At 62.2% G+C, this 17,689-nt stretch carries 16 protein-coding genes and 1 pseudogene; 13 read left to right on the top strand and 4 right to left on the bottom strand.

What is annotated here, in order from left to right:
• Window positions 1–2: 2 nt before the first annotated feature.
• Complete coding sequence (locus ACEPAJ_RS02390) at window positions 3–779, bottom strand: ferredoxin--NADP reductase (protein ID WP_322950416.1); 777 nt, start codon at window positions 777–779, stop codon at window positions 3–5.
• Between the two features lie 69 nt (window positions 780–848).
• On the opposite strand from ACEPAJ_RS02390, the gene ACEPAJ_RS02385 reads away from it, so the two are divergent.
• Entirely contained in the window at window positions 849–1,973 is a 1,125-nt protein-coding gene (locus ACEPAJ_RS02385; RefSeq protein ID WP_425913304.1) for a methyltransferase, read from the top strand.
• 77 nt (window positions 1,974–2,050) lie between these two features.
• Here ACEPAJ_RS02385 and ACEPAJ_RS02380 read toward each other — a convergent pair whose 3' ends face one another.
• Window positions 2,051–3,724, bottom strand: a complete 1,674-nt coding sequence (locus tag ACEPAJ_RS02380) for a phosphoethanolamine transferase (protein ID WP_425913302.1) — start codon at window positions 3,722–3,724, stop codon at window positions 2,051–2,053.
• 241 nt (window positions 3,725–3,965) lie between these two features.
• Here ACEPAJ_RS02380 and ACEPAJ_RS02375 point away from each other — a divergent pair, with 241 nt between their 5' ends.
• The 12 genes from ACEPAJ_RS02375 to ACEPAJ_RS02320 all read left to right on the top strand — a co-directional run bounded on the left by ACEPAJ_RS02375 (window position 3,966) and on the right by ACEPAJ_RS02320 (window position 15,518).
• The gene (locus tag ACEPAJ_RS02375; RefSeq protein ID WP_425913300.1) at window positions 3,966–4,895 is read left to right on the top strand and encodes a hypothetical protein; all 930 of its coding nucleotides are present in this window, start codon (window positions 3,966–3,968) and stop codon (window positions 4,893–4,895) included.
• A complete protein-coding gene (locus tag ACEPAJ_RS02370; protein WP_425913298.1) occupies window positions 4,895–6,982 on the top strand; it encodes an LTA synthase family protein in 2,088 nt (695 codons plus the stop codon). The genes ACEPAJ_RS02375 and ACEPAJ_RS02370 overlap by 1 nt, the downstream gene beginning before the upstream one ends.
• 33 nt (window positions 6,983–7,015) lie before the next feature.
• Window positions 7,016–7,663 carry an SAM-dependent methyltransferase gene (locus ACEPAJ_RS02365; RefSeq protein WP_425913296.1) on the top strand — a complete coding sequence of 216 codons (648 nt, stop codon included), beginning with the start codon at window positions 7,016–7,018 and terminating at the stop codon, window positions 7,661–7,663.
• Window positions 7,664–7,745: 82 nt separating this feature from the next.
• Window positions 7,746–8,516: a sulfite exporter TauE/SafE family protein gene (locus tag ACEPAJ_RS02360; RefSeq protein ID WP_425913294.1), complete on the top strand. Its 771-nt coding sequence runs from the start codon at window positions 7,746–7,748 to the stop codon at window positions 8,514–8,516.
• A gap of 214 nt (window positions 8,517–8,730) precedes the next feature.
• Window positions 8,731–9,051, top strand: coding sequence for a nucleotide pyrophosphohydrolase (locus ACEPAJ_RS02355; protein ID WP_425913292.1), 321 nt, complete (start codon window positions 8,731–8,733; stop codon window positions 9,049–9,051).
• Window positions 9,044–9,793 carry a methyltransferase gene (locus tag ACEPAJ_RS02350; RefSeq protein ID WP_425913290.1) on the top strand — a complete coding sequence of 250 codons (750 nt, stop codon included), beginning with the start codon at window positions 9,044–9,046 and terminating at the stop codon, window positions 9,791–9,793. The genes ACEPAJ_RS02355 and ACEPAJ_RS02350 overlap by 8 nt, the downstream gene beginning before the upstream one ends.
• A 29-nt stretch (window positions 9,794–9,822) precedes the next feature.
• Complete coding sequence (locus ACEPAJ_RS02345) at window positions 9,823–10,416, top strand: DUF4136 domain-containing protein (protein WP_425913288.1); 594 nt, start codon at window positions 9,823–9,825, stop codon at window positions 10,414–10,416.
• A gap of 23 nt (window positions 10,417–10,439) precedes the next feature.
• Complete coding sequence (locus tag ACEPAJ_RS02340; protein WP_425913287.1) at window positions 10,440–11,003, top strand: DUF4136 domain-containing protein; 564 nt, start codon at window positions 10,440–10,442, stop codon at window positions 11,001–11,003.
• Window positions 11,004–11,174: 171 nt separating this feature from the next.
• Window positions 11,175–11,624, top strand: a complete 450-nt coding sequence (locus ACEPAJ_RS02335) for a DMT family transporter (RefSeq protein WP_397494696.1) — start codon at window positions 11,175–11,177, stop codon at window positions 11,622–11,624.
• Between the two features lie 288 nt (window positions 11,625–11,912).
• Complete coding sequence (locus ACEPAJ_RS02330; RefSeq protein ID WP_425913285.1) at window positions 11,913–13,400, top strand: SulP family inorganic anion transporter; 1,488 nt, start codon at window positions 11,913–11,915, stop codon at window positions 13,398–13,400.
• Between the two features lie 12 nt (window positions 13,401–13,412).
• Entirely contained in the window at window positions 13,413–14,264 is an 852-nt protein-coding gene (locus tag ACEPAJ_RS02325) for a universal stress protein (RefSeq protein ID WP_425913283.1), read from the top strand.
• A 132-nt stretch (window positions 14,265–14,396) separates the two neighbouring features.
• Window positions 14,397–15,518, top strand: coding sequence for a GGDEF domain-containing protein (locus ACEPAJ_RS02320; RefSeq protein ID WP_425913281.1), 1,122 nt, complete (start codon window positions 14,397–14,399; stop codon window positions 15,516–15,518).
• 103 nt (window positions 15,519–15,621) lie between these two features.
• Here the strand turns inward: ACEPAJ_RS02320 and ACEPAJ_RS02315 are convergent, their stop codons facing one another.
• Window positions 15,622–16,350: a methyl-accepting chemotaxis protein gene (locus ACEPAJ_RS02315; RefSeq protein WP_425913547.1), complete on the bottom strand. Its 729-nt coding sequence runs from the start codon at window positions 16,348–16,350 to the stop codon at window positions 15,622–15,624.
• Window positions 16,351–16,491: 141 nt separating this feature from the next.
• A pseudogene (locus tag ACEPAJ_RS02310) lies at window positions 16,492–17,508 on the bottom strand (cache domain-containing protein); the annotation flags it as partial.
• Between the last annotated feature and the right edge of the window lie 181 nt (window positions 17,509–17,689).

The raw sequence follows: 17,689 nt of genomic DNA, 5'->3' as shown, positions 1-17,689 counted from the left end.
CGCTACCAATAGTTCTCGACGGCCACCTGTCCCGGCCGTCGGGTCAGGCTGAGCTGCAGATCGCGCTGTTTCAACAGCACCCGCGTGTCGTCGATCATCTGCGGGTTACCGCAAATCATCAGCCGTGAATCGGCGGGGTCCAGGCTCAGCCCCGCTGCACGCTCTAACTCGCCATTCTCCAGCAGTGTAGTGATGCGCCCATGCAGGCAACCGGGCACCTGCTCACGCGTCACTAGCGGTAGATAGGTAAAGCGCCCGGCAAACTCCTGCAGATGTTCCTGTTGCATCAGGCCCTGAATCAACGGCTGATAGGCCAACTCGCTGGCCGTGCGCGCGCTGTACACCAATACCACCCGTTGAAAGCGCTGCCACACCTCAAGCCCCTGCAGAATCGACAAAAACGGCGCCAAACCGGTGCCGCTGGCTAATAGCCAGAGATCACGGCCATCGGCAAAACGGTCAAGGGTGAGAAAGCCCAACGCCTGCTTTTCCACCAACAGGCTGTCGCCAACCTGCAGCCGGCTCAGCTCGGAGGTGAACGCGCCGCCCGGCACCACGATGGAGAAAAATTCGAGAAATTCATCGTGGGGCGCCGACGCCATCGAATAGGCACGCCAAACCCGCGTGCCATCGGCCTTCTGCACGCCCAGGCGGGCAAACTGCCCGGCAGTAAAACGAAACCCGGGATCGCGGCTACAGCGCAGGCTGAACAGGCTGGGCGACCAGACCTGGATAGCGCTCAGGGTTTGCTGGGTGAACTTGTCTTCGCTGACAGTCATACTGGCTCCACTGCGGTGACGTCGCCCCAGTGTCCCGCAAACCGACTCGAACAAACACCAGCAGCCTATATGCCTATATTCGTTACGCCTTTCGCCCAGCTCGACCTGATCCGCCAACCCGACCAACTGCATGAGCCGCTGCAGGCGTTTGATGCCGCCGATGAATATCTGCTCAACCATGTGCATGAGCAGGGGTTACCGGACGCAGCGCGTATCTTGGTACTGAATGACAGTTTCGGTGCGCTGGCGGCCAGCCTGGCCGGCCGGGCCGACATCACCAGCAGCGGCGACTCGCACCTCGGCCACCTCGGTTTACAGGTCAACCTGCAGCGCAACCAGTTGCCAGCGGAGGCCGTGCGCTTTGTGCCGAGCAGTGAGCGCGCGCAAGGGCCGTTTGACCTGGTGTTGATCCGCGTGCCAAAAACCCTGGCGCTGCTGGAGGAACAACTGATTCGCCTGCACGGCCAGCTCGCCCCGGGCGCACAGGTGATCGCCGCAGCCATGGTCAAACACCTGCCGCGCGCGGCGGGTGATCTGCTGGAGCGTTACATCGGCCCGGTGCAGGCCTCACTGGCGGTGAAAAAAGCCCGCCTGCTGTTCGCCACGCCAGCCGCCAAACCCGCGCCGGTATCGCCCTACCCCACGGCCTACCGCCTGGATAAACCGGCGATTGAGCTGCGCAACCACGCCAATGTATTTTGCCGCGAAGACTTGGATATCGGCACCCGCGCCTTCCTCCCGCACCTGCCCAAGCACCTCAGCCGCCTGCGCGTGGCCGATCTCGGCTGTGGTAACGGCGTGCTCGGTATCGCCTACGCCTTGGGCAGCCCGCAGGCTGAGCTGACGCTGGTGGATGAGTCCTATATGGCCGTGCAATCGGCCGCTGAAAACTGGCGTGCGGCGCTGGGTGAACGCCCGTTAGAGATCCGCGCCGGCGATGGGCTGGCCGAACAGGCGGCGGATTCGCTGGACCTGGTGTTGTGCAACCCGCCCTTCCACCAACAGCAAGTGGTCGGCGACTTCCTCGCTTGGCGCATGTTCCAACAGGCCCGTGCCGCCCTGGTGGCCGGCGGTGAACTGTGGAGCGTCGGCAACCGTCACCTGGGCTACCACGCCAAACTGAAACGCCTGTTCCGCGGCGTCGAACAGGTCGCGGCCACGCCGAAGTTTGTGGTGCTTAAAGCGACCAAATAAGCCTACCGGCCTGGCGTTCAGCCAGGCTGACAGCAACCAGAGCCTCTATCTCAGGCTATCGAGCCGACCTTACTGAGTCAGTCGATCCGCAGCTCAGTACTTTTGCTCTGCACGGCAACCGCAGCCGGTCGGCAGCGGCGGAAGATATCCAGCTGCGGTTGGTAGACCGAGGTGCGTACGCCCATCAGGCCGATCACCGAGTGGAACAGGTTGTCTTGCGACACCGGCTGGCCCGCCTGCTGGCGCAGGCAATCGGCGAAGATACCGCTGCTGCGCTGCATGCCGTCGGAGAACCACAGCACCATCGGCACATGGGTTTGCTCGCTCGGCGCCATGGCGTAGGGCACGCCATGCAGGTACATGCCGAGCTCACCGAGGGACTCGCCGTGGTCCGACATATAGAGCATGGCGGTGTCCAAACGCGCCGCATTGCTGCGCAGCAAGTCGATGGTGGCGGCCAGCACATGGTCGGTGTAGAGCAGGCTGTTGTCGTAGGCATTGACGATGCTGGCGGTGTCGCAGCGATCGAGTTGCACCTCCTTGCACACCGGGGTAAAGCGCTCAAACGCCGCCGGGTAGCGCTTGTAATAGGCCGGGCCGTGGCTGCCCTTCATGTGCAGCACCACCACAGTGTCACGGGTCAGGCCGTCGAGGTACGCCTGCAAGTTATGCAGCAGCGCCTCGTCGTGGCATTCGCCATCGGCGCAGAACTGCACAAGGTTGAGGTGTGAAACATCCTCGTTGGGCACCCGATCACAGGCACCCTTGCAACCCGAGTTGTTATCGCGCCACAGCACATCCACGCCGGCACGCTGCAACACGTCGAGCATGCCTTCACGATTGCCGGCCATCGAGTCCTGGTAGTCCGCCCGGCCTACATCTTGAAACATGCAAGGCACCGAGACCGCCGTGGCGGTGCCGCAGGAAGACGCCTGCGGGTAGTTGATCACATCGCGCTTAGCCAACTCAGGGTTAGTCGGGCGCGCATAACCGTTGAGCGAGAAGTTCGCCGCACGCGCCGTTTCACCCACCACCAAGAGGGTGACGCGCGGCCGCTGCGGGGTGCTGACGGCGCTGATGCGATGGGCATCCGCGCCGACCACTTCCAGCACAGCCGGCGCGGCCAACTCGCGTTTGAGGTAACCGTGCACGGCCCCGACCACATTCGACGGCACCAGCATCAGGCGCACTTCGCGGTGGTTGCGAATCAGTGAGGCATACGGCTGGTACTGGCTCATCACCAGCAAGGCAAACACCGCCAACAGAGCCGCCATACTGCCCAGCTTGCCAGCCAGCTCCCGCCGCCATGTGAGGGGGCGAGTCGGCATACGACTGATCAACAACGCAGGCAGCACGCCCAACAATAAAAACCACAGCAGCAGGCGAGCATTGAACAGCTCCGTGGCTTCGGCCACGTCGGTCTGCAGCATGTTGGTGAGCATGTTGTAGTCGATGACGATGCCGTAACTGTTCATAAAGTAACTGGCACCGGCCGACACCAGCACCAGCCCGCCCAGCACCGGTTTGGTCAGCCGCCCCCAGGCCAGCAGGCTGAGCAGTACGTACAGCCAGATCCAGACAAACAGCGGCAAGCTGAGCAGGAACAACGGGCTGTCGTTGCTCATGCCGCCCACGCCCTGCCAGACACTGCGCCAGAACGGCAGGTTCATGGTCAGCATCAGCCACAAGGCAACCAGCATGGTCAGCACGTTACGGCTGACGGCCACACGCTTAAGAATTGATTCGCGCACAAAGCACCTGGGTAGATAACGAAACTGCCGCAAATCTACTCAGGCAGATGTGAAATGCCTGTCGGGCGGATGTGAAAAAACCGTTGAGTGATCACGGCAGCGCTTCACTGGTCAGCGCGTGCCACGCGAATACCCCCCATCATGAGCGGGCCAAAACTCACGAATTTTTCACATTCTTTTGACATGGAATTGAATGCCTACCTTCTAGGATGCGAGCACTGTCTGCCGATGGATATTGCCCATGCTGCCCACCTCACTACTCGACAAGCCGCTGCCGACTCACTCCGGCTTGCTGCATGGCCTCAACCTGCGCGGCAAACGTGGCTGGCTGCGGGTGGCGCAAATACTGATGGTCGTGCTGCTGGCGACGTTCAGCTACATGGGCTGGCGTCACCTGTACCCTGCGGTGGCCGAAACCGGCTGGCGCTATGAGGTTCTGCTCAACAACATCGAAAAAGTCAGCGCCATCGCCCTGGATGCCGAAGGCGGCCTCCTGCTCAGCGAGGAACTGCAGAGTGGTGAGGGGCGAATTCTGCGTTACAGCGCCGATGGCAGCCTTGAGCCGGTAGAAGCTGGCTTGTCCAAGCCAGACGGCATGGTCAGCTTCCGCGGTGGCGTGGTGTTCAGCCAGGAGCAAGGCGATGAGGCGGTGCTCTGGCGCACCCCAGAGCGCACCGTCGAGCTGTTTGCCGGTAGCAATGTTGAGGGCCTGACCAATGATGGCCGCTACCTCTATGCCATCGAAGACCGTCATGGCGATGGCCGCCTGTTGCGCTACGACCCCAGCAACGACACTACCGTGGTACTGCGCACCGGCCTGGATCAAGCCGAAGCCATTACCGCCTGCCCCGACGGCCGCCTGTTTTATAGCGAGAAGCGCAGCGGCACGGTTTCTCAGGTACACGCAGAAGGTCATGACAGCGTGGTGCTGACGGGCCTTAACCAACCCGGCTTTCTGCTGTGCAACAACGAGGGGGTGTGGATCACCGAAGATGCCACGCACATGGCCCGCCTGTTGCGGTTGGCCCCGGACGGCCAGTTACATATCGTGTTGTCACACCTGCGTTCGGCACAAACCCTGATTGAAACGCGCCCAGGCTACTATCTATTGGCCGAACAAGGCCGCAACCGCGTGCTGAGCCTACAACGCGACCCACAGGAAACTAATTGATGCCCGTCACGTCTACTCGCTCTGCCTCAGGCCGCAACGGCTTGCGTCAACACCTGTTGTTCACGGCCCTAAGCGGTGTCCTGTTAATCGTGCTGTACAGCCTGCTGCGCGTGGCGTTGCTGGTTTATAACCATGAGCTGATTGGCCAAACCACGGCCAACGACCTGCTGGAAGCCTTCGGTAACGGCCTACGCTTTGACCTGCGCCTGGTCGCTTTTGCCCTCGCGCCGCTGATCCTGGTGATCGGCAGCCGGCGCTTGATGGCGGCGCGCACCTGGCAGCAGACCTGGCTCAGCGTGGTGGCCAGCCTCACCCTGTTCCTCGGCGTGCTGGAGCTGGACTTCTACCGCGAATTTCACCAGCGCCTCAACGCGCTGGTGTTTCAATACCTCGGTGAAGACCCGGCCACGGTCATGAGCATGCTCTGGCATGGCTTTCCGGTCGGCCGTTACCTGATCGCCTGGGCACTGGCCAGCTGGCTGCTGTTCAAAGCTCTGCAAGCCATCCATCGCCTGGCCCCGCCAGCCGACCCAAGCCTCGGTGCGGCGGCAGGCGAGCGCTGGTACTGGCGTATCAGCGTGTTCACCCTCTGCCTGTTTATCGCCGTACTCGCGGTGCGCGGCACCCTGCGCCAGGGCCCACCGCTGCGCTGGGGCGACGCCAGCACCACCGAATCGGTATTTGCCAACCAACTGGGCCTCAACGGCACCCTGACCTTGATCGATGCCGGCAAAGCGCGCTGGTCTGACCACCGCGACAATCAATGGAAGGCCCGTCTGCCCAGCGCAGAAGCGCAAGCCCTGGTGCGGCAGATGCTGCTGACCCCGCAGGATCTGCTGATCGACAGCGGCGAGGCGGCGATCCGCAGGATCAGCACACCAAAGCCACACCTGCAGTTACCGGTACGCAATGTGGTGGTGATCCTGATGGAAAGCTTCGCCGGGCACTATGTCGGCGCGCTCGGTGCGGGCGGCGACATCACCCCCAACTTCGACCGTCTGACTAAAGAAGGGCTGCTGTTTACCCGTTACTTCTCCAACGGCACCCACACCCATCAAGGCATGTTTGCCACCATGGCCTGCTTCCCCAACTTGCCCGGCTTCGAGTACTTGATGCAGAGCCCGGAAGGCGCGCATGACTTCTCTGGGCTACCGCAGTTGCTGGGTGATCGCGGTTTTGACGACCTCTACGTGTACAACGGCGACTTTGGCTGGGATAACCAGAAGGGCTTCTTCGGCAACCAGGGCATGAGTAATTTCATTGGCCGCAACGACTATGTCGACCCGGTGTTTTCCGACCCTACTTGGGGCGTTTCCGACCAGGACATGTTTGACCGCGCCGACGTAGAGCTGCGCAAGCTGGACCGCCAGCGGCCGTTTTATGCCCTGCTGCAAACCCTGTCCAACCACACGCCTTACGCCCTGCCCGACCCACTGCCGGTCGAGCCGGTCAGCGGTTTCGGCTCCAACGACGAACACCTCACGGCCATGCGCTATTCGGATTGGGCCCTGGGCCAGTTTTTCGAGAAGGCGCGCAAAGCCCCCTACTTTAAAGACACGATGTTCGTGATCGTCGGCGACCATGGTTTTGGCAGCCCCGAGCAGCTCAGCGACATCGACCTGTACCGCTTCCACGTGCCGCTGCTGGTGATTGCCCCCGGGGTTCAAGAACAATTCGGCACCCGCAATGACATTGCCGGCACTCAGCTGGATATCGTCCCCACCATCATGGGCCGGCTTGGCGGCCCCGTGCAGCAGCAATGCTGGGGCCGTGACCTGTTGGCGCTGGACTCGGCTGACCCGGGCATTGGCGTGATCAAGCCCTCCGGCAGCGATCAAACCGTCGCCCTGGTTTCCGGCAGCAACTTGCTGATTCAGCCACGTGACGGCGCGCCGCGCTTGTATGACTACCAGCTGCATGAGAATGCAGGCATACAGCCCACCGACAACGCCGCACTGCAAGATCACCTGCTGTCGCGCCTGCAGGCCTTTTTGCAGGTCGCCACGCAAAGCCTGTTGGGCAACACCGCGGGGGTCGGCGATACGCAACCCAACACGCGCCAGACCGCCGCAAAAAACAGCCCATAACGTCGCCGTGATCGAGATAACCCGGACAGCCCTATGTCGAGCCACCCGCACAGCACACCGCAGCGACCGCACATCGAGGTGGGCAAGCCGCCCGCCGGGCGCATGCTGAGCAGCATTACCCAGCGCGTGGCCCAGTGGCGCGCCGGGCAGCTGATCAACAGCGCGCTGAAACTGGCCGGCGAACCCAGCCTGGTGCTCGACCTACCCTGCGCCGCCGAGGGTTTATGGCCGCTGCTGAGCACCAGCGAGAGCCGTGTGGTGATTGCCGCCAACAGCCATGCCGAACACCTGGCAGCGGCACTGGCAGGGCTGCACGCGGCCTTCACCCAGCGGGTGCACCCGCTGCAAACCTCGCTGTTCGCGATTGATCTGGGTGCCAATGCGGTGGACTGTATTTTCTCCATGCACGGCCTGCAGCAAATCGACGACCCACTGCGCAGGATGGCCGCGCTGCGCGAGTTCAACCGGGTTACGCGCGACTGCGTGATCGTTTCAGTCTGGGTCGATGGCAACCTTGAAGCCGCACGCCAAACAGCCCTCACCCGGCGCAACGGCCCGGTTCACGCGCGGGCGCAGATCGAGCGCGAGTTCACCGATGCAGGTTTTCACATCACCGGTCACCGTGACTTCATTCCCGGCCTGGCCATGCGGCGCCTGTATGTCCTGCACAAACGCAGCTGAGTCACCCCTCTAAGACCTTGATCGACATGGCCGAACATCCCCGGCCTGGGTATGCTGCCCCTTTATTGTGCGAGGGATAGCCATGCCTGTTTCCGATATGTTGCTATTGGTGCTTGCCGGTTTTGCGGCAGGTGGGATGAATGCGCTGGCCGGCGGCGGTACGTTTTTCTCATTCCCGGCCTTGCTCGCCGCCGGCCTGCCGCCAGTCACGGCCAACGCCACCAATGCCGTGGCGCTGTGGCCCGCCAGCCTGGCGGGCGCCTGGGCGGCACGGGCCTCACTGCGGCCCTTGGGCGGTTATTTAGTGCCCTTGCTGATAGCCGGCCTGGCGGGCGGCCTGCTCGGCGGCTTGCTCCTGCTGGTGGGCGGTGATGCGGTATTTGCCAAGCTGATTCCCTGGCTGCTACTGCTCGCCACCGCGCTGTTTGCCGCCAGCCCCTGGCTCAGCCGCTGGTTGGCCGCGCGGCGTGGCGAGGCGGCGCAGCCACCGCACTCGCCACTGTCGCTGGTGGCCCACGTTGGCGTGTCGATTTACGGCGGCTACTTCGGCGCAGGCATGGGCATCCTGCAACTGGCGGCCTTCTCCATCGAAGGCCACCCACTGGCACGCTCCAACGCCCTGAAAAATCTGATCTCGGCAGTGATCTACAGCGTGGCCACCGCCACCTTTATCATCGCCGGCCGGGTCAGCTGGTATGAGCTGGTGATTCTGCTGGTCGGCGCCACTGTCGGCGGCTATGTCGGTGGCGCACTGGGCCAGCGCTTACCCGCCAGCTTTCTGCGCGCACTCGTGATCGCGGTGGGCAGCGGCATGACCGCCTATTACTTCTGGACCACCTATTTCGCCCATTAATCAGGGCCCTGCCTTGCCGGGTTAGCCAAACACCAGCGGTGTTTCGCCAACCCGGCGTCTGAGCGCATAACCGTGCGCGTTAGGCGCCGCTCCACCGCCGCACTCGCCCTCCCTCGCGGTGCATGCCACAGCAGATACTTGGCCGCCGCTCCAGCGCCGCTTGCACAGCGGGGGTGAACCCTCGAAGCTATGCGCCTGTTGATTGGAGCGCCTGATGAACCTCGCCGAACTGACCACCCGCATGCACGCTATTCGTGATCACAACGACTGGCGGCAATTCCACAGCCCAAAGAACCTGGCCATGGCCGCCAGCGTGGAAATGGCCGAGCTGGTGGAAATCTTCCAGTGGCTGACCGAGGCGCAGTCGCGCCAACTGCCGGCAGAGCAACTCGCTCACGCCGGCCAAGAAGTCGGCGATGTCATTCTCTATTTGGTGCTGCTGTGCAGTGAGCTGGGGTTGGATATGGAGCAGGTGGTGCGCGCCAAACTGGCCGACAACGAAAAACGCTTTCTAGGAGCCACTCACCATGACTGATCGGCACTTCGATGAACTGGCCACCCGCTTCGCCGAGAAGATTTATGGTGGTGCCAAGGGCGCCATTCGCCTCGCCGTGCTCCAGGCCGACCTGGCCGAAGCCCTGCCTGAACGCCCGTTGCGGGTGCTGGATATCGGTGCGGGGCTAGGCCATATGTCGCTGTGGCTGGCCGAGCGCGGCCATCAGGTAACCCTGGCAGAACCCGCCGCCCCCATGCTCGCCGGTGCGCGCGAGCGCTTTGCCACGGCCGGGCAACCGGCCACCTTTATTCAAGCGCCCTGGCAGGACCTGCTCGGCCAACTTGAACAGCCCTATGACCTGGTGATCTGCCACGCGGTGCTGGAATGGCTGGCCGAACCCCACAGCATCCTGCCCGTGCTGCACCAGCTGTGCGCGCCCGGCGGCTGGCTATCGCTGGCGTTCTACAACAAAGACGCGCTGATCTACCGCAACCTGCTCAAGGGGCATTTCCGCAAACTGCGCAAAGCCGAGTTCGCCGGAGAAAAACAAAGCCTCACTCCGCAGATGCCGCTTGATCCGCGCGAGCTGGCGGCGCAACTTGAGCCCAATTGGCAGGTCGAAAGCCAGAGTGGTGTGCGGGTGTTCCACGACTACATGCCGCAGCCGTTTCAAGCCAAGGCCGAGCTGATTGATCTGCTGGAAATGGAACTGGCCTACCGCCGTCACCCCAGCTTTGCCGGTTTGGGTCGTTATCTACACTGGATCTGCCGACCCCATTGATTTAACGCTCGCGACTCAGGAGGTAGCGCATGCACAAACTCAGCATTTTACTGCTGCTGGCCACACTCGCCGCCTGCCAGAGCCAGAACCCTTATGTCGCCGACAGCAAACCGCTGCCGCCAGCGCCCGTGCAGGCGGCCCAGCAACTGGACCTCAGCGCCTACCCGGCAAAACCGCGCGACTACGGCCAATACCGCACCTGGAGCTGGCAACGCCTACCTGCTGGCACGGCATGGGCCAGCTCGGAGCAGGTTCAGGAAGCGCTGAGCAATGCCCTCGACCAACGCGGCCTGCGCCCGCATCGCAGCGGCGCAACGGCTGATCTGCACGTCAGCGCCGAGTTACGCCTGGAGCAACGCATTCGCCAAGTGACAGAGAACTACGGCAGCTATTACGGCAACAACCGTTATGGCAATCAATACGGGCTATGGGGCCGCGCGCCGCTGGTGCGCAGCTATACCGAAGAAGTGATGGTGGTGCGCATCGAGCTGTTCGATGGCAAGGACGGCCAGCCGATCTGGAGCGCCAGCGCCGAAACCCTCAGCAGCGGCAGCCAGAGTGAACGCGCTACCGCCCTGCGCAATGCGCTACAGCAAGCACTGGCAGCCTATCCACCGAACTGACTGCGGCCCCAAGGAGAACACTCATGCGTGCATCACTGCTGTTACTGCCCCTGCTACTGCTGTTGAGCGCCTGCCAAACGCCACGACTGGAGCGCGACTTCGATCCCAGCCGAGACTTTGCCGCCTACCGCAGCTGGAGCTGGCAAGAACCCGCCGTGCAGTTCAAGCCCAATGACCCGCGCATCAACAGCGACCTGACCAGCCAGCGCATTCGCGCAGCGGTTAGCGAGCAACTCGAACAACGCGGCCTCCGCGCCGCAACTGCAGCCACCCCTGGCGACATTAAGGTGCAGGTCTGGCTGATCGTCGACAACCGCCAGCAGCAGGTCAGCACACAGATGGGCGGCGCCTGGGGCAACCCCTGGGGTGGCGGCTTCTGGGGAGGCCCGAGTTACGTGGAAACCCGCACCCTGGACTATCAGGTCGGCACCCTGCAGATCGATTTGCTCGACGGCAAAGACGGCAAGCTGGTCTGGCGCGGCAGTGCCGAACAGGTACTACGCAACTCTCAGCCCAGCCCGAGCGAGCGCGAAGCATCGATTCGCAGCACGGTGGCCAAAGTCTTAAGCCAATACCCGCCGCGTTAACGTCGCGACGTTTCAACGCTGACGCGGCGGAGCCTATATAGCTAACTCCGCCGAAGCATGAGCACCCAGGCATCACCTAACAGCCGACAGCTCGCGCGGGCAGCCCACAACAGACGGGGCAAGCTGCTTTTGCGGCATAATCGCTGGCCCTGTACCTGCCTGGAGATGCCCATGCCCGCCCCAATCTGGTGGTTACTTGCCCTGCCCTTTGTCGCTGGCGCCTGCTTGCCGCTACAAGCAGGGATCAACGGCCAGCTGGCCAAACAGGTGTCGAGTGTATTGGCCGCTTCGCTGGTCTCTTTTGCGGTCGGCACCCTGGCATTACTACTCCTGGTACTCGCTCAACGTGAATTCCCCAGCCTCGGCGCATTAAAAGGCCTGACCTGGTGGCACTGGAGCGGTGGCCTGTTGGGGGTGATGTTTATCGCCACCGCCGCCTTTGCCGGCCCCAAGGTCGGTGCGGTGCTGTTTATGGCCCTGGTGATCGCCGGGCAACTGAGCATGGCCCTGACCCTGGACCACTTCGGCTGGGCTGGTTTCCGTGAGGCGCCAATTACGGCGGGTAAAGTCGGCGGCCTGCTGCTGATCGTCGCCGGCATCTGGCTGATCCGGCGCGGCTAGGCCCCCGGCAGGCAAGGGTGGCTGCAGGGGCGCTATGTTAAGGTGACCGCCTTGTTTGCCCGACTGGATAGCGGCAGCGGGCCCACGCGTCAAGCATCACGCGGGCTGCCGGCACGCCCTAGCACCTCGTCCTGCTGCACAGCGCCTGCAAGGCTTAAACCCGCGCGTAGGCCCGCACTTAAACATACTGGCCTATAGGCTGCGCTAAGCTCGACGCACCCAGTCTTTTATTAGCCGGTCCGCTCTGCCTTTGCATGCACCTGCGGACTCCAGCCCTTGGAACCCACGATGCTACAAAGCCTGAAAAACACCTGGTTCTTTAATATCCGCGGCGATGTGCTCGCCGGTCTGGTGGTGGCGCTGGCGCTGATCCCGGAAGCCATCGCCTTCTCGATCATCGCTGGCGTCGACCCCAAAGTCGGCCTGTATGCCTCGTTCTGTATCGCCGTGGTGATTGCCTTCGTCGGCGGCCGCCCGGGCATGATCAGCGCGGCCACCGGGGCCATGGCGCTGGTGATGGTCACGCTGGTTAAGGAACACGGCCTGCAATACCTGCTGGCCGCCACGCTGTTGACCGGTGTGCTGCAGATTGGCGCCGGCTACCTCAAGCTCGGCAGCCTGATGCGCTTTGTCTCGCGCTCGGTGGTCACTGGTTTTGTAAACGCCCTGGCGATTCTGATCTTTATGGCGCAACTGCCGGAGCTGACCAACGTCACCTGGCACGTGTACGCCATGTGCGCCGCGGGTTTGGCCATCATCTACCTGTTCCCCTATGTGCCGAAGCTCGGCCAGCTGATCCCCTCGCCGCTGGTGTGCATCCTGTCGATGACCGCCGTGGCGATGTACTTCGGCCTGGATATCCGCACCGTCGGTGATATGGGCGAGCTGCCGGACACGCTGCCGATCTTCCTCTGGCCAGACGTGCCACTGAACCTGGAAACCCTGGGTATCATCTTCCCCTACGCCGCCGCACTGGCCGTGGTCGGCCTGCTGGAATCGATGATGACCGCCACCATCGTCGATGACCTGACCGACACCACCAGCGACAAGAACCGCGAATGCAAAGGCCAGGGTGTGGCCAATATCGCCTCCGGCCTGCTGGGTGGTATGGCCGGTTGTGCGATGATCGGTCAGTCGGTGATCAACGTGAAATCCGGTGGCCGTGGCCGCCTGTCGTGCCTGGTGGCCGGCGTAGTGCTGCTGCTGATGGTGGTGTTTCTGTCCGAGTGGGTCAGCCAGATCCCTATGGCGGCACTGGTGGCGGTGATGATCATGGTGTCGATCGGCACCTTCAGCTGGGACTCGATTCGTAACCTGAAAAACTACCCACTGTCGACCAACCTGGTGATGCTCGCCACCGTGGCGGTGACCGTCTACAGCCACAACCTGGCGTACGGTGTATTCGTCGGTGTACTACTGGCGGCGATGTTCTTTGCCAACAAGATCGGCCACTTCCTCTATATCAACTCCGACGCCAGCAGTGATGGCAGCCATCGCACTTACACCGTGGTTGGCCAGGTATTCTTCAGTTCCGCCGACAAGTTCGTGGCGGCGTTTGATTTCAAGGAGGCCGTGAGCAAGGTCACCATCGACCTCTCCCGCGCACACTTCTGGGACATCACCGCCGTCGCGGCCTTGGACAAAGTGGTGATCAAACTGCGCCGTGAAGGCACCGAAGTCGACGTGCTGGGCCTTAACGAAGCCAGCGCCACCATCGTCGACCGCTTCGGGGTACACGACAAGGACAACGCCACCGACCTGCTGTCCGGCCACTAACAGGAGCGTTCTATGACTCACGTAATGGCATGCATTGATGGTTCGCAATCCACCCGCGCCGTGTGCGATTACGCAGCCTGGGCCAGCCAGCGCCTGAGTGCGCCACTGACCCTGCTGCACGTACTGGGCGAGGTTCAGTACCCCGTTCATGCGGACCTGTCCGGCGCTATCGGCCTGGGCAGCCGCGAGCATTTGCTCGAAGAGCTGGCCAGCCTCGACCAGCAACGCCACGCGCTAGCCATGGAGCAAGGCCGTCTGATGCTTGAAGCCGCGCGCGAGCGGGTACAAGCCGATGGCGTCGAGCCCGCACAACTGCGCCAGCGCCATGGTGATCTGGTGGATTGTCTGCACGAGCTGGAGGCCGATATCCGCCTGCTGGTGATCGGCCGCCAGGGCAAGACCAGCGACAGCCTTAGCCAACTGGTGGGCAGCCATCTGGAAAACGTGATTCGCACCGTGCAACGGCCAATCTTGGTCAGTTGTGGCGCGTTCACGCCGCCGAAAAGCTACATGCTCGCCTATGATGGCAGCGCCACCGCGCACAAGAGCCTGGAGATGATCGCCGCCAGCCCGCTGCTCAAAGGCTTGCCATGTCACCTAGTGATGGTCGGCGCCGATACCAACGATGCCCGCGAACAATTGAAGGCGGCAGCCCGCGTGGTGCAAGACTCGGCCAGCGAAGTACATCTAGCCATTCGCGCCGGCGAAGTCGAACCCACGCTGCACGCCTATCAGAGTGAACAAGGCATCGACCTGCTGGCCATGGGCGCTTACGGCCACTCGCGGATTCGTCAGTTCCTCGTCGGCAGCACCACCAGCACCCTGCTACGCACCAGCAACAGTGCACTGCTGATCCTGCGTTAACGCCCAGGCGTAACAGTGCAAAAAGGCTGGTACGCCCCTCGTCGTCGCCCGCACGACATACTGGCACTCTGACAGTTTTTTTCACGAGGAACGCGCTATGCTGCAGTGACGTTGTTTTTGTGATCACAAGCTATGACTGACTCCAACGTCCCCCATCAGCCGCAGGCTTTCTCACTCTGGCGTGAAGCCCAAGACACGCGCACCCGTACGCCACTGGGGGGTATTTACTACCTGCTGGCCTGGCTGCTCACCTGGGGGTTCAGCAACAACCCGCTACAGCAGCTGCCGATAGGGTTGATCGGCGTCGCCATTTTCGCGCTACTGCTGGCGCTGCGCCTGCTCCATCGCCTACCAGACGAGCAAACGCCCGCAGCGCTGAAGCGCTGGCTCAACTACCACTGGCTGCTGATTCTCAGCACCGCACTTCTTTGGGGCTTGGCCCATGCGCTGGCGCAGACACACCCAGCATTCAGCAGTTCGACAATCATCGCCACCCTCAGCACCATCGCCTTCAGCACTGCGATGGTATTTACCTTCTCAATGCGCAAGCGTCGCGCGACCCTGGCCCTGCTGCTGCTTTACCTGCCCGGGTTAATTGGCCTGGCCTTGGACTGGCATACCCATCACGCCATGGTGATTACCCTGGCGATCTATCTGAGCTACCTGCTGCTGGCACTGAACCGCAGCCATCGTGAGTACCACAACACCCTAGCCTTGGAGCTGCAACTGCTCGACCAGCAGGAACGCCTCGAACACCTCAGCCGCACCGATAGCCTGACCCAACTGGGCAATCGCTACCAATTCAATAACCTGTTTCCAGTGATGGTGGCCAACGCCCGACGGCAGAGCCAGCCGCTGTCGCTGGTATTGCTGGATATCGACTTCTTCAAACGGATCAATGACAAGTACGGCCACGCCTGTGGCGATAGCTGCCTGAGCGACTTTGCCGAGCGCATGCGCCAGAACTTCCGCCGCGACAGCGATGCTTTGCTGCGCCTCGGCGGCGAAGAGTTCGGTATTTTGATGCCCAACACCCCGCTGGAACAGGCGCGTTTGCTGGCCGAGCAGTTTCGTCAGGCGCTAGAGCGTGAAGCCTTTGATGTACCGGGCGCAACCCTGCCGCTGACCGCCAGCCTGGGCGTGGGCTGTTACGACACACACCGCGACGACAGTGCCGAAGGATTTTTTAAGCGGGTCGATGACGCGCTCTATCAAGCCAAGGCGGCAGGTCGCAACCGCCTGAACCTGGCCTGAGTTCGGCGGCACAGGCAGGCGGATGTTGCTTAAGGCAACCTAGCCAAAGCAATGCCCGCCCTTGCTGGCGGGCCAATGAGCGCCTTGGCCGCGACTCCCTCACTTACAGACGGAAGCTGCCCATCTGTTGAGCCAGGTCATCTGCCAGACCGCGCAGCGTTTTGCAGTCTTCTTTACACACCCCGACCTCACCGGCGGTGGCATGCGCCAGGTCGGCAATGCCCTGCACGTTACGGTTGATCTCTTCGGTTACCGAGGACTGCTCTTCCGTCGCGGTGGCCACCTGGGTGTTCATGTCACTGATGCGCTCAATCTGCTCGGTGATGGCGCTGAGTGATTGCCCAGTGCGCTGGCTCGCCGCAACGCCGGTACCCGTGGCATTCTGCCCGGCATGCATGGAACTCACGGCGGTTTCCGCGCCCTGTTTGAGGCGCTGAATCATCTGCTGAATTTCATCGGTGGAGCTTTGTGTACGGCTGGCCAGGGTGCGCACCTCGTCGGCCACCACAGCAAAGCCCCGGCCCATTTCCCCAGCGCGCGCCGCCTCGATAGCGGCGTTGAGGGCCAGTAAATTGGTCTGCTCGGAGATGCCGCGAATCACCGCCAACACCTGGTCAATCGATGCCACCTGCTCGGCCAACTCGCTCACGGCAGCCGCCGCATCGCCAATATCGGTGGACATGCTCTCGATATGACCAATCGACTGGCCAACTTCATTGCGCGCACCCTGCGCCTCGCTCCGCGCGGTTTGCGAGGCCTGTGCGGCACTGCTGGCATTACGCGCGATCTCCTGCACGGTGAGGCCCATTTCGTGAACCGCGGTGGCCACCATGTCGGTCATTTCCTGCTGCTGACTGGAACGCGCGGCCGTGTTATCGACCACCTGCGCCACCTGGCCGACCGAAGCACGCAGGCGCTCACTGGTGGCCAGCACAGCACTGATCAAGTTGCGCTGACCACCAATAAAGCGGTTGAAACCGCGCGCCAGATCGCCCAGTTCATCCTCGCGCGACTCATCCAGGCGCCGAGTCAGGTCACCGCCGCCTCCACCAATTTCCACCAATGCGGTGGTCACTTGGCGGATCGGCCGCACCAAACCCCGCGCCAGCAGCACCACCAGGCCCAGGCAAAACAACGCCACCACCGCGCCGATGGCGCTGGTCATCAACAGCGCCTGACGCGCTTCGGCATAGATTTCCGCCTCCGGCACTTCACTCACCAGCAGCCAGTCGATACTGCCAAGTTTCTGCGTCAGCGCCAGGTAGACCTCACCGTCACGCTCGAAGCGCACCGCCTTGCCCTCAGTGTTCAGCAGTTGCTCGGCCGGCTCTTGGCCGAATAACGCAGCGAGGCTGCCACTGCCGCTCAATTCAGCTTGCGGGTGCACCTTGATCGCGCCCTTGGCGTCGGTCAGAAATACCTGACCGCGCTCGCCAAAACGAAAGTCACGAATCATTTCAGACATAGCTTTCAGGCTAAAGCCCAGGCCAGCTACACCAAGCACTTTGCCGTCCTGCTTGATCCGCTGGTTGATAAACAGCGTCGGCAAGCGCGTGGCCTTATCGATATCCACTTCCATGACCTGGTCACGGCTGCCATCGACCAGCCGGTAGAACCACTGATTCTCGGGCTGATTGCGATTAATCACCCGGCTCAGCCCATCGCCAGTGAAGTAGTTACCGCTGGCCAATACGGCCACCGAAGTGGTCATGGCGTCTTGCTGCTGACGCACCCCCTCCAGGTAGCGCGCCACGGCATCACGCAGCCCAGGGTCTTCGCCCGCGCCCAGCCAGTCCTGAATAAACACGTTGGCGGCAATCCCGGCATTGGCCGTGATCGGGGCCGTTAGCACGCGCTCCAGATCGTTGCGAATTGCCAGTACCTTGGCCGGCAAGGCCTCTTCGACCAGAAAGCGCTCACTCAGGCGATTAACCACCGCGGAGTAGACGCCTACTACGATCAGGATACTGACCAGCAGGGCGGTGCCCATGCTGAGAATCAGCTGCCACTGAATGCTGCGTTTCCACAAGCCCATGGAGGTTACCTTTTAGTTATTATTGGAAGAACACAATTGAATACAATTTTGTATACAAATTCAATTTCTACCGACGTATAACCGCTATCGGCCAACCAGCGTGCCGGCTTTAATCGCCGCCGCCGAGACGGCGCAG

This window comes from Pseudomonas sp. GWSMS-1, from assembly GCF_049847425.1.
Classification (GTDB): Bacteria; Pseudomonadota; Gammaproteobacteria; order Pseudomonadales; family Pseudomonadaceae; genus Aquipseudomonas.
This window is presented reverse-complemented; position numbering and strand designations above follow the sequence as displayed.

What these genes read in the sequence shown, in the direction of transcription:
- ACEPAJ_RS02390 (WP_322950416.1), bottom strand. Translation starts at nt 779, where the DNA reads ATGACTGTCAGCGAAGACAAGTTCACCCAGCAAACCCTGAGCGCTATC.
- ACEPAJ_RS02385 (WP_425913304.1), top strand. Translation starts at nt 849, where the DNA reads ATGCCTATATTCGTTACGCCTTTCGCCCAGCTCGACCTGATCCGCCAA.
- ACEPAJ_RS02375 (WP_425913300.1), top strand. Translation starts at nt 3,966, where the DNA reads ATGCTGCCCACCTCACTACTCGACAAGCCGCTGCCGACTCACTCCGGC.
- ACEPAJ_RS02370 (WP_425913298.1), top strand. Translation starts at nt 4,895, where the DNA reads ATGCCCGTCACGTCTACTCGCTCTGCCTCAGGCCGCAACGGCTTGCGT.
- ACEPAJ_RS02365 (WP_425913296.1), top strand. Translation starts at nt 7,016, where the DNA reads ATGTCGAGCCACCCGCACAGCACACCGCAGCGACCGCACATCGAGGTG.
- ACEPAJ_RS02360 (WP_425913294.1), top strand. Translation starts at nt 7,746, where the DNA reads ATGCCTGTTTCCGATATGTTGCTATTGGTGCTTGCCGGTTTTGCGGCA.
- ACEPAJ_RS02355 (WP_425913292.1), top strand. Translation starts at nt 8,731, where the DNA reads ATGAACCTCGCCGAACTGACCACCCGCATGCACGCTATTCGTGATCAC.
- ACEPAJ_RS02350 (WP_425913290.1), top strand. Translation starts at nt 9,044, where the DNA reads ATGACTGATCGGCACTTCGATGAACTGGCCACCCGCTTCGCCGAGAAG.
- ACEPAJ_RS02345 (WP_425913288.1), top strand. Translation starts at nt 9,823, where the DNA reads ATGCACAAACTCAGCATTTTACTGCTGCTGGCCACACTCGCCGCCTGC.
- ACEPAJ_RS02340 (WP_425913287.1), top strand. Translation starts at nt 10,440, where the DNA reads ATGCGTGCATCACTGCTGTTACTGCCCCTGCTACTGCTGTTGAGCGCC.
- ACEPAJ_RS02335 (WP_397494696.1), top strand. Translation starts at nt 11,175, where the DNA reads ATGCCCGCCCCAATCTGGTGGTTACTTGCCCTGCCCTTTGTCGCTGGC.
- ACEPAJ_RS02330 (WP_425913285.1), top strand. Translation starts at nt 11,913, where the DNA reads ATGCTACAAAGCCTGAAAAACACCTGGTTCTTTAATATCCGCGGCGAT.
- ACEPAJ_RS02325 (WP_425913283.1), top strand. Translation starts at nt 13,413, where the DNA reads ATGACTCACGTAATGGCATGCATTGATGGTTCGCAATCCACCCGCGCC.
- ACEPAJ_RS02320 (WP_425913281.1), top strand. Translation starts at nt 14,397, where the DNA reads ATGACTGACTCCAACGTCCCCCATCAGCCGCAGGCTTTCTCACTCTGG.
- ACEPAJ_RS02315 (WP_425913547.1), bottom strand. Translation starts at nt 16,350, where the DNA reads ATGGTGGCCACCGCGGTTCACGAAATGGGCCTCACCGTGCAGGAGATC.